A 15,798-nucleotide genomic window follows, 5' to 3' on the forward strand; every position below is an offset into this window, starting at 1 on the left:
CTCCGTCACCCTCGACGGTAGCGGTGCGCGGTGGGCCGCAGCCACGGCGCACGGCCGGGGCGGGTGGTGCGACCCCTGGTGGTCCGACCGCCCCCACCGCCGGTCCCTCCCTGGTCCGTCCCGCATCATCCGCAGATCCAGACACATCCGTCACAGGCGTTATGGCCGATTCCCTCCCCTCGTGCGGCCTTGTGGGGCTTCGCGCCACAGGGAAAGCTGCCCTGTGGCACCGGTACCGCCCCGCGTACGCCGGTTCCCCGCAATCCCGCGTACGCGCGGTCGAGCCCGGCGCATTCGGACCTTCACAGATACGCCCGAGTAGTTAACACACCACCGGATTGGCCCACCGAGATCCGTGGGAAGGCTTCTCCGGTACCCGGAACGACTGCATTCGGATGAGAGCCGAAGGCGATCCGTAACCGCCCCCGCACGATTCATCCCCTGTCCACCGGCGATCCGCTCCCGGTTCGTATGCAATCGGTACGGACGACACACGCATTCGGTCCACACCCGTGCACCGGACCGTCTACCTCATCCATTCGAGTGCCATTCGAGTGAACGCGGACAGGAGCGGCCATGCCCACACCCCATCAGTCGTCGACGGAGCAGCTAGAAAGGACCGAACCCCACCATCGCGGCGTACACGTTCAGCCGTCCGCGCCCGGTTCGCGCCCTGTCGAGTCCGAGCTCCAGTCCCCAGGTGATTTCATGATCGGTCGCATTCCCGTCCTCGACGTCCGTCCGCTGGTCGACTGCGGAAGAAGGCCCGCCAAGGCGGTCTCCGGTGAAACCTTCCAGGTCACCGCCACCGTCTTCCGCGAGGGCCATGACGCGGTCGCGGCCGATGTCGTGCTGCGCGATCCGAGCGGGCGCCCCGGACCGTGGACGCCGATGCGCGAGCTCGCTCCGGGCACCGACCGCTGGGGCGCCGAGGTGACTCCGGACGCGGAGGGCCGCTGGACGTACACGGTCGAGGCCTGGAGCGACCCGGTGTCCACCTGGCTGCACGCGGCGAAGATCAAGATCCCGGCCGGGATCGACACCGCGCTGGTCCTGGCGGAGGGCGCCGAGCTGTACGAGCGGGCCGCCGAGGGCGTGCCCAAGCGCGACGGGCGCGAGGCGGTGCTGGCCGCGGTCGACGCCCTGCGCGACGAGTCCCGGCCGGCGGCCGCCCGGCTGGCCGCCGCGCTCACCCCCGAGGCGCGCGACGCGCTGGCCCGTCATCCCCTGCGCGAGCTGGTCACCGCGTCCCGTCCGCACCCGCTCGTCGTCGAGCGCAGGCGCGCGCTGTTCGGCTCCTGGTACGAGCTGTTCCCCCGCTCCGAGGGCGCCAGGGTGGAGCCGGTGAAGGCGCCCCGCAAGGGTCGTACGGCCAAGGCCGCCGCGGCCCCGAAGCCGCCCCGGATCATCAGCGGCACCTTCCGCACGGCGGCCGAACGGCTGCCCGCGGTCGCCGCCATGGGGTTCGACGTGGTCTACCTCCCGCCCATCCATCCCATCGGCACCACCCACCGCAAGGGCCCCAACAACTCCCTCTCCCCCGCCGCGCACGACGTGGGTGTGCCGTGGGCGATCGGTTCCGCGGAGGGCGGTCATGACGCGGTGCATCCGGATCTCGGCACGCTGGAGGACTTCGACCATTTCGTCGAGGCGGCCCGCACCCTGCGCATGGAGATCGCGCTGGACTTCGCCCTCCAGTGCTCGCCCGACCATCCGTGGGTGGAGAAGCACCCCGAGTGGTTCCATCACCGGGCGGACGGCACCATCGCCTATGCGGAGAATCCGCCGAAGAAATACCAGGACATCTATCCGATCGCCTTCGACAAGGATCTGCGGGGCCTCGTCACGGAGACCGTACGCATCCTGCGCTTCTGGATGGATCACGGCGTACGCATCTTCCGCGTCGACAATCCGCACACCAAGCCGGTGATCTTCTGGGAAAAGGTGATCGCCGACATCAACCGCACCGACCCCGACGTGATCTTCCTGGCCGAGGCATTCACCCGCCCCGCGATGATGCACACCCTGGCCACCGTCGGATTCCAGCAGTCGTACACCTATTTCACCTGGCGCAACACCCGGCAGGAAATCACGGACTACGTGACCGAACTGTCCGGTGAATCGGCCTCCTTCATGAGGCCCAATTTCTTCGTGAACACCCCCGACATCCTTCCCGGTTATCTCCAGGAAGGCGGCAGGCCGGCCTTCGAGGCACGGGCGGTGCTCGCGGCGACCCTCTCCCCGTCCTGGGGGGTGTACGCGGGGTACGAGCTGTGCGAGAACACCCCGGTCCGCAACGGCAGTGAGGAGTACCTCGACTCGGAGAAGTACGAGATCCGGCCCAGGGACTGGGAAGCCGCCGAGCGCGAGGGCCGGTCACTGGCTCCGCTCATCACCACACTCAACCGGATCAGGCGCCGCAACCCGGCGCTTCAGCAGCTGCGTGACGTGCACTTCCACTCGTCCGACAACGACGCCCTGATCGTGTACAGCAAGCGCTCCGGTTCGAACATCGTTCTGACGGTCGTCAACCTCGACCCGCACCACACCCAGGAGGCGACCGTCTCGTTGGACATGCCGCAACTCGGCCTCGACCGGCACGAGAGCGTGCCGGTGCGCGACGAGCTCACCGGCCATTCCTATCACTGGGGCAGGACCTTCTATGTGCGCCTGGAACCGGGCGTCACGCCCGCGCACATCGCGGTCCTGCGACCGTCCCCGCCGACCGGAGGGTCACCCACACCATGATCGTCAACGAGCCCGTCCACGACACCTTCGAGGACACCCCGGCCAAGGACCGCGATCCCGACTGGTTCAAGCGTGCCGTCTTCTACGAAGTCCTCGTCCGGTCCTTCCAGGACTCCAACGGCGACGGCATCGGAGACCTCAAGGGCATCACCGCCAAGCTGGACTATCTGCAGTGGCTGGGCGTCGACTGCCTCTGGCTGCCGCCGTTCTTCAAGTCGCCGCTGCGCGACGGCGGTTACGACGTGTCCGACTACACCGCCGTGCTGCCGGAGTTCGGCGACCTCGCCGACTTCGTCGAGTTCGTCGACGCCGCGCACCAGCGCGGCATGCGCGTGATCATCGACTTCGTCATGAATCACACCAGCGACCAGCACGACTGGTTCCAGCAGTCCCGTACCGACCCCGACGGGCCGTACGGCGACTACTACGTCTGGGCCGACGACGACAAGCAGTTCCAGGACGCCCGGATCATCTTCGTCGACACGGAGACGTCCAACTGGACCTTCGACCCGGTCCGCAAGCAGTACTACTGGCACCGGTTCTTCTCGCACCAGCCCGATCTCAACTACGAGAACCCGGCGGTGCAGGAGGAGATCATCTCCGCGCTGCGCTTCTGGCTCGACCTCGGCATCGACGGCTTCCGCGTCGACGCCGTGCCCTACCTGTACCAGCGCGAGGGCACCAACTGTGAGAACCTCCCGGAGACCCACGGATTCCTCAAGCGGGTCCGCAAGGAGATCGACGCCAACTACCCGGACACCGTGCTGCTGGCCGAGGCCAACCAGTGGCCCGAGGACGTCGTCGACTACTTCGGCGACTACCGGGCCGGCGGCGACGAGTGCCACATGGCGTTCCACTTCCCCGTGATGCCGCGGATCTTCATGGCCGTACGGCGCGAGAGCCGCTACCCGGTCTCGGAAATCCTGGCCAAGACCCCGGAGATCCCGTCCGGCTGCCAGTGGGGCATCTTCCTGCGCAACCACGACGAGCTGACGCTCGAGATGGTCACGGACGAAGAGCGCGACTACATGTACGCGGAGTACGCCAAGGACCCGCGGATGCGGGCCAACATCGGCATCCGTCGCCGCCTCGCGCCACTCCTGGACAACGACCGCAACCAGATCGAGCTGTTCACCGCCCTGCTGCTGTCCCTGCCGGGCTCCCCGATCCTCTACTACGGGGACGAGATCGGGATGGGCGACAACATCTGGCTGGGCGACCGGGACGCGGTACGCACCCCGATGCAGTGGACGCCCGACCGGAACGCCGGCTTCTCCTCCAGCGATCCGGGGCGGCTCTACCTCCCCACGATCATGGATCCGGTCTACGGCTACCAGGTCACCAACGTCGAGGCGTCGATGGCCTCGCCCTCCTCGCTGCTGCACTGGACGCGGCGGATGATCGAGATCCGCAAGCAGAACCCGGCGTTCGGGCTGGGCTCGTACAACGAACTGCCCTCCTCCAACCCCGCCGTGCTCGCCTTCACCCGTGAGCACGGGGACGACCTCGTGCTGTGCGTGCACAACTTCTCGCGGTTCGCGCAGCCGACGGAGCTCGACCTGAGGTCCTTCAACGGGCGTCATCCGGTGGAGCTGATCGGCGGGGTGCGCTTCCCCGCCATCGGTCAGTGGCCCTACCTGCTGACTCTCGCGGGACACGGCTTCTACTGGTTCCGGCTGCGCAAGGACGCACCGCCGGCCTGAGCACGAACGGCACCTGCGGGGCGGTTTCCGCCGCCCCGCACGGGGCACTCTTCCCCCCATATCGAGCAGTTCCGGAAGCTTCCTGGACGCTCCTGGCGTTTCGATCACCCCGAGTCGAGTCCGTACGGACCATCCTGACCCGACACGTCCCGCACAGCCGGACAGCCAAAGCCGCAATCCGGGACACTCTTCGCATCCTGTGGTGTGCCCGGGGAAAGGACGCGATGCCATGTCGGAGGCTGCATCCGCTCAGGTCACCCTGGCGAACAGCACAGCCCTGCTCCCGTCTCTCGGACCGCTGCTGCACGAATGGCTGCCCCGGCAGCGGTGGTTCGCGGGCAAGGGGCGGCCCATCACCGCCTTCTCGCTCGTCTCGGCGACCGAGATACTGCCGGTGGACTCCGCCGCCGTCGATACGGGCCCGGGGCTCCTGCACCTGCTGGTGCGGGCCCATCAGCCCACGATGCCGGACCAGCCCCCGGCGGACTGCTACCAGTTGCTGCTCGGCGTACGGTCCGCGCTGCCCCCGCGCCTCGCGCCCGCGCTCATCGGCCATGTGACGGACGGACCGCTGGCCGGCCGCGCCGTCTACGAGGGGCTGCACGACCGGCGCCTGGCCGCGCTGCTGCTGGAACGGCTGCGCACACCCGGCGGCCTCGGCGCACTGCGCTTCGGCCGGGGGGCGGAGCCGATCCCCGCCGCACTCACCCCCCGGGTGCTGGACACCGAGCAGTCCAACTCCTCGCTCGTGTACGGCGACTCCTACATCCTCAAGATCTTCCGCCGGGTCTTCCCCGGCACCAACCCCGATCTGGAGCTGCCGCTCGCGCTCTCCCGTCAGGGGTGCGGACGCGTCCCCGCGCCGGTCGCGTGGTTCGAGGCCGCCACACCGGAACGTCTCACGCTCGGCGTGCTCCAGCCGTTCCTGCGGGGCGCCGAGGACGGCTGGCAACTCGCGCTGCGCGCCCTGGCGGCGGGCGACGACTTCACACACGAGGCCCACGCCCTGGGCCGGGCCACCGCCGAGGTGCACACCGCGCTGGCCGCCGCGCTGCCCACACCGTCCCTGCGCCGTTCCCAGACCGACGAGCTGGCCGCCGCGATGGTGCAGCGCCTGGAGGCGGCCGCCCACGCGGTGCCGGCGCTGGTGCCGTACGTCCCCGGGCTGCGCGCCGCCTTCGACGCCGTGACGGCCCTGGGCCGGCGGGGTGGCGGCCGGCCCACCCAGCGGGTGCACGGCGATCTCCACCTCGGCCAGACGCTGCGCGGCACCGACGGATTCTGGTCACTGATCGACTTCGAGGGCGAACCGGCCCGCCCGCTCCCGGAGCGCCGCAGCCCGCAGCCACCGGTGCGCGACATCGCCGGGATGCTCCGCTCCTTCGACTACGCGGCCCGCTCGCACCGCCCCTGGAACGCGGCATGGGCGGCGCGCTGCCGGACCGCCTACTGCGACGGCTACGCCAAGGCCGCGGGCGTCGACCCGCGCGACGAGCCGGAGCTGCTGCGCGCCCACGAGACCGACAAGGCGGTCTACGAGGTGCTGTACGAGGCCCGGCACCGGCCCGACTGGCTGCCCGTCCCGATGGCCGCGATCCACCGTCTGGCGGCCGACGCCGACTGACGCGGCACGACCACCCGCTGCCCGCCTGCCCGCCCCACCCCACCCACACCCTCCGAGGAGGCTGTCCCTGTGACCGCCCGCAAGCCGTCCCGCAAAGCGTCCGACCCCGCCCCGCCCACCCTCGACGTTCCCCTCTCCGCGGCCCCCGCCGAGCACGCGGACGCCGCCGCCGGCCCGGCCACCGGAACCCTCGCACCGGTGGAGGCGGAGGCACCGCCCGCCGAGCCGGCGGCGACGCCCCCACCGGCCAAGCGGGCGAAGCGGGCGGCGCCGCCGCGGCCCCGGCGCGCCGGCGGACAGGGCGTCCGCCCCGCCGGTGCGCTCGACGACGGCGACCGGGCACGCCTCCTGTCGGGCGAGCACCACGCCCCGCACGAGCTGCTCGGCGCCCACCAGATCCGCGGCGGGGTCACCTTCCGGGTGCTGCGCCCCTTCGCCCGCTCCGTCACCGTCCTCGCCAAGGGGCTGCGGGCCCAACTGCTGGACGACGGCGACGGGTTCTTCTCCGGCCTCCTGCCGATGTCCACCGTCCCCGAGTACCGGCTCCTGGTGGCCTACGACGACAACGAGATCGAGATCCACGATCCGTACCGCTTCCTGCCCGCGCTCGGCGATCTCGATCTGCATCTGATCGGCGAGGGCCGCCACGAGGAGTTGTGGACCGCGCTCGGTGCCCGGGTGATGGAGCACCAGGGCGTCACCGGGACCCGGTTCACCCTCTGGGCTCCCAACGCCCGCGGGGTGCGGGTGTCCGGGGACTTCAACTACTGGGACGGCACCGGCTTCCCGATGCGTTCGCTCGGCTCCACCGGGGTGTGGGAGCTGTTCCTGCCGGCGATCGGCGAGGGCGCGCTGTACAAGTTCGACGTCTGCCGCCCGGACGGCTCGCACACGCTGCGTGCCGACCCGATGGCCCGGCACGCCGAGGTCCCGCCGTCCAACGCCTCGGTCGTCACGGCCGCGCACCACGTCTGGCAGGACCAGGAGTGGATGGCCCACCGCGGGGACGTACCCGTGCACGAGGCGCCGCTCTCGGTCTACGAGGTGCATCTGCCGTCCTGGCGCCCCGGTCTCACCTACCGCCAGCTCGCCGAGCAACTCCCGGCGTACGTACGCGATCTGGGCTTCACCCATGTCGAGCTGATGCCGGTCTCCGAGCATCCCTTCGGCGGCTCCTGGGGCTACCAGGTCACCGGCTTCTACGCCCCGACGTCCCGGATGGGCTCGCCCGACGACTTCCGCTTCCTCGTCGACGCGCTGCACGGCGCCGGGATCGGCGTGATCGTCGACTGGGTGCCGGCGCACTTCCCGCGCGACGAGTGGGCGCTCGCCGAGTTCGACGGCCGTCCGCTGTACGAGCACTCGGACCCGCAGCGGGCCGCGCACCCGGACTGGGGCACGCTCGAGTTCGACTACGGCCGCACCGAGGTGCGCAACTTCCTCGTCTCCAACGCCACGTACTGGTGCGAGGAGTTCCACATCGACGGGCTGCGGGTCGACGCGGTCGCCTCGATGCTCTACCTCGACTACTCGCGCGAGGACGGGGAGTGGTCCCCCAACGAGCACGGCGGCCGGGAGAACCTGGACGCCGTGGCCTTCCTCCAGGAGATGAACGCGACGGTCTACCGCCGCAACCCCGGTGTCGTGACGATCGCGGAGGAGTCCACCGCCTGGGACGGCGTCACCCGCGCCACGCACCACGTGGGCCCCGGCGGCTTCGGCGGTCTCGGCTTCGGGCTGAAGTGGAACATGGGCTGGATGCACGACTCGCTGGAGTACGTGTCGAAGGAGCCGGTGCACCGCAAGTACCACCACAACGAGATGACCTTCTCGATGGTGTACGCGTACAGCGAGAACTACGTCCTGCCGATCTCGCACGACGAGGTCGTGCACGGCAAGCGGTCGCTCGTCAGCAAGATGCCCGGCGACTGGTGGCAGCAGCGCGCCAACCACCGCGCCTATCTCGGCTTCATGTGGGCCCACCCCGGCAAACAGCTTCTCTTCATGGGACAGGAGTTCGCCCAGGGAGCGGAGTGGTCGGAGGGGCACGGCCCCGACTGGTGGCTGCTCGACCCGTCGTACGCGGCGGAGAGCGACCACCGCGGCGTACGGACCCTGGTGAGCGACCTCAACACCGTGTACGGGGCGACGCCGGCGCTCTGGCAGCGCGACACCGTGCCGGAGGGCTTCAGCTGGATCGAGGGCGGCGCCGCGGAGGACAACGCGTTCGCGTTCGTCCGGTACGACGCGGCCGGATCACCGCTGATCGCCGTCTCCCACTTCTCGCCGGTGGTGCGGCACGACTACCGCATCGGGGTGCCGGACGGGCCGGAGGCCTGGGTGGAGGTCCTGAACACGGACGAGCTGCGATACGGCGGCAGTGACGTGCGCAACGAGGAGCCGCTGAAGCCGGAGGCGGTGGCGGCGCACGGCCGGGACACCAGCATCACGCTGACGCTCCCGCCGCTGGCGACGGTGTGGCTGCGGCCGGCCTGACCGCGGTACGGGGCGCCCGCACCACGCACCCGTGGTGCGGGCCCCCGCCTGCCCGGCGCGGGTCAGACGGCCGCCGGCAGTACCTCCTCCAGCTCCTGGAGCAGACGCCGCTTGGGGCGGGCGCCCACCATCGACTTCACCGGTTCGCCGTCCTGGAACACCATCAGGGTCGGCATGGAGAGCACCGCGTAGCGGCTCGTGATCCCCGGGTTGTGGTCCACGTCGATCTGCACCACCTTGAGCCGGCCGGCCTCCTCCGCGGCGATCGCGCTGAGCACCGGGGCCAGCTGGCGGCAGGGGCCGCACCAGTCGGCGGTGAACTCGACCAGGACCGGCAGGCCGCCTGCCAGCACCTCGGCGTCGAACGTCGTGTCGGTGACCTCGGCGACACCTTCTGCGTGGATCATCCTTCGTCCTCCCAGTTCAGTTCACAACGTGGTTCGGGACCGCCCGGCAGCTCGGCGGAGGCCTCGATCTCGGCGCGGGCCAGCTGGGCGCCCACTTCCGTACGAACCGACTGCAACTGGCCGATGAGCGCGTCCAGCTCGCCTAGCTTGCGCCGGTAGACGGCCAGCGAGGCCGGGCAGGAGTCGCCCGCCGGATGGCCGGCGCGCAGGCAGTCGACGAACGGGCGGGTCTCCTCCAGGTCGAACCCGAAGTCCTGAAGGGTCCGGATCTGCTGGATCAGCCGCAGGTCGCCCTCGTCGTACGTGCGGTAGCCGTTCTCCGCGCGGCGTGCTTGCAGCAGGCCGCGTGACTCGTAGTACCGCAGCGTCCGTGTCGTCGTCCCGGCGCGTTCGGCCAGTTCCCCGATTCGCATGCCCCGACGGTAATCCTTGACGTCGGCGTCAAGGCAAGGAGAGACGGGGCACGGCGCGCGGAACCTTCGGGACGTAAAGCGTCCGGAGCCATTGACGGTAGCCCCGGGTGCAACTAAATAACTCTGAGAGCGCTCTCAACGACAACCTTCCCGGCACCGTCCCCACCGGAGGTTCCCTTGCGTACGAGCCGCACCACCCCCCACAGACGCACCACCGTCCTCGCCGCCCTCACGGCCCTGGCCCTCACCCTCGCCGGAGCGATCACCGTCGCAGGCTCCGGGCCCGCCCGCGGCGACGTACCGCCGGCCCCCGGCTGGAACCTTCAGTGGAGTGACGACTTCAACGGCGCGAACCGCAGCCTGCCGTCCTCCGCGAACTGGCAGATCGACACGGGGCACGGCTATCCCGGCGGCCCGGGCAACTGGGGCACCGGGGAGATCCAGAACTACACCGCCGCCCCCGACAACGTGAGCCTCGACGGCAGCGGCAACCTCCGCATCACCCCGCTCCGCGACGGCGCGGGCAACTGGACCTCGGGCCGTATCGAGACCAAGCGGGCGGACTTCAAGGCCCCGGCCGGCGGCACCCTGCGCATCGAGGGCCGCGTACAGATGCCGAACGTCACCGGCAACGCGGCCCTCGGCTACTGGCCGGCCTTCTGGGCGCTCGGCTCCCCGTACCGGGGCAACTACTGGAACTGGCCGGGCATCGGCGAATTCGACATCATGGAGAACGTCAACGGGATCAACTCCGTCTGGGGCGTCCTGCACTGCGGAGTCAACCCGGGCGGCCCCTGCAACGAGACCACCGGCCTCGGCAACAGCCGCACCTGCCCGGGGGCGAGCTGCCAGTCCGCGTTCCACACCTACCGCTTCGAGTGGGACCGCGCCGTCACCCCGAACGCCCTGCGCTGGTACGTCGACGACCAGCTCTTCCACAGCGTCACCCAGAACCAGCTGGACGCCTCGACGTGGGCGAACATGACGGACCACGCCGGGTACTTCCTCCTGCTGAACCTCGCGATCGGCGGCGCCTTCCCGAACGCGCTCGGCGGCTCCACCCCGACCGCCGAGACGGTGCCGGGCCGACCCATGCTGGTCGACTACGTGGGCGTCTGGACCAAGGGCGGCGGAGGAACCACCGAGCCGCCGACCGACCCGCCCACGGATCCGCCGACCGGATCCTCCACCCTCGCCCTGCGCAGTGCCGGCGGCCTCGGGGCCACCCAGTCCACCGCCTCGTCGGTGACGGTCGCCTCGGCCGGGGGCGGTAACCACGACGGCTCCCCGCACAGCCCGCAGACGTTCACCGCCACCGGCATCACCCGGGCGTACGACGGCGGCTCCACCCAGTTCGACGTCTTCGCCGATTCGGGCACCACCATCGCGAACGGGCAACAGGTGAGGGTGAGTTTCGACCGTACGGGCGACGGGACCTGGGACCGCACGGAGACGTACCACTACTTCGCCACCGATCCGGTCAGCGGGTACGAGCACTACACGCAGGCCAAGGGCCTCATGTCGTCCACCGGGAGCCACGGCAACCTGGTCAACGGCACGGTGAAGGTCGAGATCTGGAACGCGATCGGCAACGGCACGAGCACGGTGGGCGTCGGCAACCAGTCCGTCGTGCACATCCCCTACGGCTGAGGCCGGCCGCGACAGACAGGTGCGGCCGGTACGGGAGCCCTCCCGTACCGGCGGCATCGGCGAACGCGCTACACCTTCGTGAGCGAGGGCTGCTCCCCGCCGCCGTCCCTGGCCTCGGGGACGTGCGGCTCGGCGGGGCCCTCGTCCGCGAGCATCGCCTCGTCGAACGGGAGAGATCCGGAGAGGACCTGGTCCACCCGCTCCTTGTCGATCTCCTTGGTCCAGGTGCCGACGAGCACGGTGGCCACCGCGTTGCCCGCGAAGTTCGTGAGGGCGCGGGCCTCGCTCATGAAGCGGTCGATGCCGACGATCAGGCCGACCCCGTCCACCAGCTCGGGGCGGTGCGACTGGAGGCCTCCCGCGAGGGTGGCGAGTCCGGCGCCGGTGACGCCCGCGGCGCCCTTGGAGGCGATCACCATGAAGACCAGCAGCGAGATCTGCTCGCTGATGCTGAGCGGGTCACCCGTCGCGTTGGCGATGAAGAGCGACGCCATCGTGAGGTAGATCGCGGTGCCGTCGAGGTTGAAGGAGTAGCCGGTCGGCACGGTGATGCCGACGACGGGCTTGCTGACGCCCATGTGCTCCATCTTCGCGATCAGCCGCGGCAGGGCCGACTCGGACGAGGAGGTGGAGAGGATGAGCAGGAACTCCCGGCCCAGGTACTTCAGCAGGGCGAAGATGTTGACCCCGGCCACCAGCCGCAGGATCGTACCCAGGATCAGGAACACGAAGAGCGCGCAGGTGACGTAGAAGCCGATCATGATGACCGCGAGGGACTTCAGCGCGTCCACACCGGTCTCGCCGACCACGGCCGCCATCGCGCCGAAGGCGCCGACCGGGGCCATCCACATGATCATGGCGAGGATACGGAAGACCAGGCGCTGGATGTGGCCGATGCCGCGCAGGACGGGCTCGCCCGCCGAGCCGAGGGCCTGGAGCGCGAAGCCCGAGAGCAGCGCGATGAGCAGGGTCTGGAGGACCTCGCCCTCGGTGAAGGCCGACACCATGGTGGTGGGGATGATGCCGAGCAGGAAGTCCGCGGTGGACTCGCTGTCCCCCGCCTGCGCCTCACCCGCGGCGCGGGCCGCCTCGGTGAGGTGGAGGCTGGAGCCGGGCTCCAGGATGTTGCCGACGACCAGGCCGATGGCCAGGGCGACGGTCGACATCACCAGGAAGTAGCCGAGGGCCAGACCTCCGACGGCGCCGACCTTGGCGGCCTTGCGCACGGAGCCGACGCCCAGCACGATCGTGCAGAAGATGATCGGCGAGATCATCATCTTGATGAGGTTGACGAAGCCGGTTCCGATCGGCTTGAGCTCGACGGCGGTGTCCGGAGCGACGAGGCCGACCAGAATGCCGAGCCCCACCGCCGCGATCACGGCGAGATACAGATATTTCGTACGGTCCCGCTTGGCGGCGGCCACTCCCACGGGGGTCTCCTCGGCTCGTCCTTGTCCCTCCCCCGTCCCTGGGGGCCCCGGCGACTATCCCGCCCCCTGTGACGCCGGTCACCCTTGTGTGCATTTCGTTCATAGGTTTTCGGCCAGGCAGACTGTGGAGATGCGCTTCCCCCCTACCCGTCCGCGCAGCCTGGCGGGCCAGCTCTTCGCCATGCAGGTGGTGCTGGTCGCGGCCGTGGTGGCGGGGTGCGCCTTCTTCGCGTACGTCTCCGGCAGCTCCCAGGCCAAGGAGACCGCGACCCGGCAGGTACGGACGGCCGCGCTGGCGATCGCCGGCGCACCGTCGGTACGGGAGGCGATCCGTACCCCGGACCCGTCGGCGGTGCTGCAGCCGTACGCGGAGCAGGTCCGCAAGGACACCGGGATCGCGTTCGTCACCATCATGGATCCGCACCGGGTCCGCTGGACGCACCCGCACGCCGAACGGATCGGTGAGAGCTTCCTCGGGCACACCGCGCGGGCCCTGCGCGGCGAGACCTTCTCGGAGACGTACACCGGCACGCTCGGCCCCTCGATACGGGTCGTCACACCGATCCGGGACGGCGGCAGGATCGTCGGCCTCGTCAGTGCGGGCATCACGGTCGAGCGGGTCTCCTCGCAGGTGCGGGCCCAGCTGGGCGCGCTGGGGCTCGCGGCGGGTGCGGCGCTGGCGCTCGGCGGTCTCGGTACGTACGTGATCAACGCCCGGCTGCGACGGCACACCCACGGGATGAACGCCGCCGAGCTGAGCCGGTTGCACGACTACCACGAGGCCACCCTGCACGCGGTGCGCGAGGGGCTGCTGATGCTCGACGGGCAGCGCAGGATCGCCCTGATCAACGACGCCGGCCGCGAACTGCTCGGACTGGCGCCCGGCACGGTCGGACGCCGGGTCGCCGAACTCGACCTGCCCGCGCCGCTGACGGGGGCGCTGCTCGCCTCCGAGGAGCGGGTCGACGAGGTGCATCTGACGGCGGACCGGGTGATCGTGGTCAACACCCGCCCGGTGGTGGGCGGGGAGCGGCGCGGCACCGTCGTCACCCTGCGCGATCACACGGAACTCCAGGCGCTGTCCGGCGAGCTGGACTCCGAGCGCGGGTTCACCCAGGCCCTGCGCTCGCAGGCGCACGAGGCGGCGAACCGGCTGCACACGGTGGTCTCACTGATCGAGCTGGGCCGCGAGGAGGAGGCGGTCGGCTTCGCCACGGCGGAACTGGAGCTGGCCCAGGTGCTCACCGACCGGGTCGTCGGCGCGGTCGGTGAACCGGTGCTGGCGGCGCTGCTGCTCGGCAAGGCCGCGCAGGCGAACGAGCGCGGGGTGGAACTGGTGCTGGCGGACGACAGCCTGATCGACGACGGGGCGCTGCCCGCGACGCTGCCGCAGCGCGATCTGGTGACCATCCTCGGCAATCTGATCGACAACGCGGTGGACGCGGCGTCGGAGGCGGCGACCGGCCCCGGCTCCGGCGGCGGGGTGCCCGGCCGGCGCACGGGCCCGCGCCCGGCCCGCGCCCGTGTCACGGTCACCGCGCTCGCCGACGACGGGGAGCTCCTGCTGCGCGTCGCCGACAACGGGGCGGGCGTCGGACCGGACGACGCAGCGGAGGTGTTCCGGCGCGGCTGGTCGACGCACGGCGCGGGCCGCGGGCTCGGCCTGGCGCTCGTCCGGCAGGCCGCGCACCGCAACGGCGGGGCGGTGGTGCTGGAACAGGGGCCGGACGGCGGCGCGGAGTTCACGGTACGGCTGCCGCTCGCGCGGCGCGGCGGTGTGCAGGAGGAGAGGACCCCGTGATCCAGGTACTGGTCGTCGAGGACGACCCCGTCGCCGCCGACGCCCATCAGCTGTACGTGGACCGCGTCCCGGGGTTCACGGTGGCGGCCGTCGCGCACTCCCGGGCCGAGGCGGTGCGGGCCCTGGACCGCGTGCCGGTCGACCTCCTGCTCCTGGATCTGTATCTGCCCGACGGGCACGGGCTGCAGCTGCTGCGTTCGCTGCGTGCGGCCGGGCACGGGGCCGATGTGATCGCGGTGACCTCGGCCCGCGATCTGGCCGTGGTCCGCGAGGGGGTCTCGCTCGGCGTCGTCCAGTACGTACTGAAGCCCTTCACCTTCGCCACGTTGCGCGACCGGCTCGTCCGGTACGCCGAGTTCCGCGCGGCGGCCGGTGAGGCGAGCGGCCAGGACGAGGTGGACCGCGCGCTGGCCACGCTGCGCACCCCGCAGCCCGCCCGCCTGCCCAAGGGCCTCAGCAGCCCGACGCTGGAGGCCGTGACCCGCGTACTGCGGGCGGCCCCGGACGGTGTGACGGCGGCGGTGGCCGGGGTGGAACTCGGGATCTCGCGCATCACCGCGCGCCGTTACCTGGAACATCTGGTGACGGCCGGGCGGGCGGTGCGCAGTCCGCAGTACGGACAGATCGGACGCCCGGAACTGCACTACCGGTGGCTGGCGGAGGGGCGCTGAGCGGGTTCGCGGCGGCCCCGAACGGAACCGCCCGGCCGTCTGGAGGTTCCTATGAGCTGTGGTCATCGTGTGAACACACCGTGGTCATACCGCCTCTGACCTCCTACGGTGGGGCCGTGCACCCCACCCCGCCTTTCAACGCCCCCGCCGCGCGCAGACTGCGCGAGGCCCTGGGGATGGCTCCCGGCCATGTCGCCTACGGTCTCGGCGCCCAGTACGGCCTTCGGATCAGCGCCGAGACGGTCGCCGCCTGGGAGCGCGGACTCGCCTGGCCGACCGAGTACGAACTCACCGCTCTGGCAGGCGTGTTGTGGTGCGCGCCGGGCGAACTCCTCACCGCCGCCCGCACCCTGCGTGAGCACCGGGTCGCCCGGGAGATGACCGCGGAGGAGCTGGCGGGGCAGCTGGGGATCTCCGCGTCCGCGTATCTCCGGATGGAGGAGTCGGGACGTTGGCGGGGCAACGAGCGCCAGTCCGCCGCCCTCAGCGAGGCGCTGGGACTCGGCCCCGCCGCGTTCGTGACGGTCTCCGGACGCGACGAGGAACTGGCGGAGTTGCTGCGCAGCGCGGTGAAGACCCGCTGGCAGGCGTACGTCAGGCCGGTGGCGAAACTCGCGCCCCTGGACCGCCCGCTGATCCAGGGCTCGCTGGAGCGGCTGCACTCGGACTACCAGGCGCTGATGGTGTCCACGCTCAGCTGGAGCAGTACGGGCACGGAGTCGTCGGGCGCCACCGGGGACGCCGGCCGGGCGTACCTCGTGGGCATCGTGGACCGGTTCTGGGAGACGGCCCAGGCGTAGGACCGACCGGGCTCGACGGACGGTGGCGAGGATGCCCGCGCAGGTGAGGCTGCCG

11 protein-coding genes are annotated in these 15,798 nt (G+C 70.8%); 8 read left to right on the forward strand and 3 right to left on the reverse strand.

The genetic code is table 11. The features are described from left to right. Positions 1–708: 708 nt before the first annotated feature. The 4 genes from OG959_RS10380 (at position 709) to glgB (ending at position 8,571) form a co-directional block, all read left to right on the forward strand. Complete coding sequence (locus OG959_RS10380; protein WP_326657878.1) at positions 709–2,748, forward strand: alpha-1,4-glucan--maltose-1-phosphate maltosyltransferase; 2,040 nt, start codon at positions 709–711, stop codon at positions 2,746–2,748. After that, a complete protein-coding gene (treS, locus tag OG959_RS10385) occupies positions 2,745–4,451 on the forward strand; it encodes a maltose alpha-D-glucosyltransferase (protein ID WP_326657879.1) in 1,707 nt (568 codons plus the stop codon). Before OG959_RS10380 ends, treS begins: the two co-directional genes overlap by 4 nt. A 229-nt stretch (positions 4,452–4,680) precedes the next feature. Further along, positions 4,681–6,075, forward strand: a complete 1,395-nt coding sequence (locus OG959_RS10390) for a maltokinase N-terminal cap-like domain-containing protein (RefSeq protein ID WP_326657880.1) — start codon at positions 4,681–4,683, stop codon at positions 6,073–6,075. 69 nt (positions 6,076–6,144) lie between these two features. Further along, complete coding sequence (gene glgB, locus OG959_RS10395; protein WP_326657881.1) at positions 6,145–8,571, forward strand: 1,4-alpha-glucan branching enzyme; 2,427 nt, start codon at positions 6,145–6,147, stop codon at positions 8,569–8,571. A 62-nt stretch (positions 8,572–8,633) separates the two neighbouring features. Here the strand turns inward: glgB and trxA are convergent, their stop codons facing one another. Both trxA and OG959_RS10405 read right to left on the reverse strand, forming a co-directional pair. Then, on the reverse strand, positions 8,634–8,978 hold the full coding sequence (gene trxA / locus OG959_RS10400) for a thioredoxin (protein WP_326657882.1): 345 nt from the start codon (positions 8,976–8,978) through the stop codon (positions 8,634–8,636). Beyond that, the gene (locus tag OG959_RS10405; RefSeq protein ID WP_326657883.1) at positions 8,975–9,391 is read right to left on the reverse strand and encodes a MerR family transcriptional regulator; all 417 of its coding nucleotides are present in this window, start codon (positions 9,389–9,391) and stop codon (positions 8,975–8,977) included. Before OG959_RS10405 ends, trxA begins: the two co-directional genes overlap by 4 nt. 177 nt (positions 9,392–9,568) lie before the next feature. Between OG959_RS10405 and OG959_RS10410 the strand changes: the two genes are divergently transcribed. Next, the gene (locus tag OG959_RS10410) at positions 9,569–11,041 is read left to right on the forward strand and encodes a glycoside hydrolase family 16 protein (RefSeq protein WP_326657884.1); all 1,473 of its coding nucleotides are present in this window, start codon (positions 9,569–9,571) and stop codon (positions 11,039–11,041) included. A gap of 68 nt (positions 11,042–11,109) precedes the next feature. On the opposite strand, the gene OG959_RS10415 is transcribed toward OG959_RS10410, so the two are convergent. Further along, the gene (locus OG959_RS10415) at positions 11,110–12,471 is read right to left on the reverse strand and encodes a cation:dicarboxylate symporter family transporter (RefSeq protein WP_326657885.1); all 1,362 of its coding nucleotides are present in this window, start codon (positions 12,469–12,471) and stop codon (positions 11,110–11,112) included. Between the two features lie 130 nt (positions 12,472–12,601). On the opposite strand from OG959_RS10415, the gene OG959_RS10420 reads away from it, so the two are divergent. The 3 genes from OG959_RS10420 to OG959_RS10430 all read left to right on the forward strand — a co-directional run bounded on the left by OG959_RS10420 (position 12,602) and on the right by OG959_RS10430 (position 15,743). Then, positions 12,602–14,272 carry a sensor histidine kinase gene (locus OG959_RS10420; RefSeq protein WP_326657886.1) on the forward strand — a complete coding sequence of 557 codons (1,671 nt, stop codon included), beginning with the start codon at positions 12,602–12,604 and terminating at the stop codon, positions 14,270–14,272. Next, positions 14,269–14,943: a response regulator gene (locus OG959_RS10425; RefSeq protein WP_326657887.1), complete on the forward strand. Its 675-nt coding sequence runs from the start codon at positions 14,269–14,271 to the stop codon at positions 14,941–14,943. The genes OG959_RS10420 and OG959_RS10425 overlap by 4 nt, the downstream gene beginning before the upstream one ends. Positions 14,944–15,119: 176 nt before the next feature. Then, the gene (locus OG959_RS10430; RefSeq protein ID WP_326666315.1) at positions 15,120–15,743 is read left to right on the forward strand and encodes a helix-turn-helix domain-containing protein; all 624 of its coding nucleotides are present in this window, start codon (positions 15,120–15,122) and stop codon (positions 15,741–15,743) included. Positions 15,744–15,798 lie beyond the last annotated feature (55 nt).

The organism is Streptomyces sp. NBC_00385 (assembly GCF_035917155.1).
In the GTDB taxonomy this organism is placed as follows: Bacteria; Actinomycetota; Actinomycetes; order Streptomycetales; family Streptomycetaceae; genus Streptomyces; species Streptomyces poriferorum.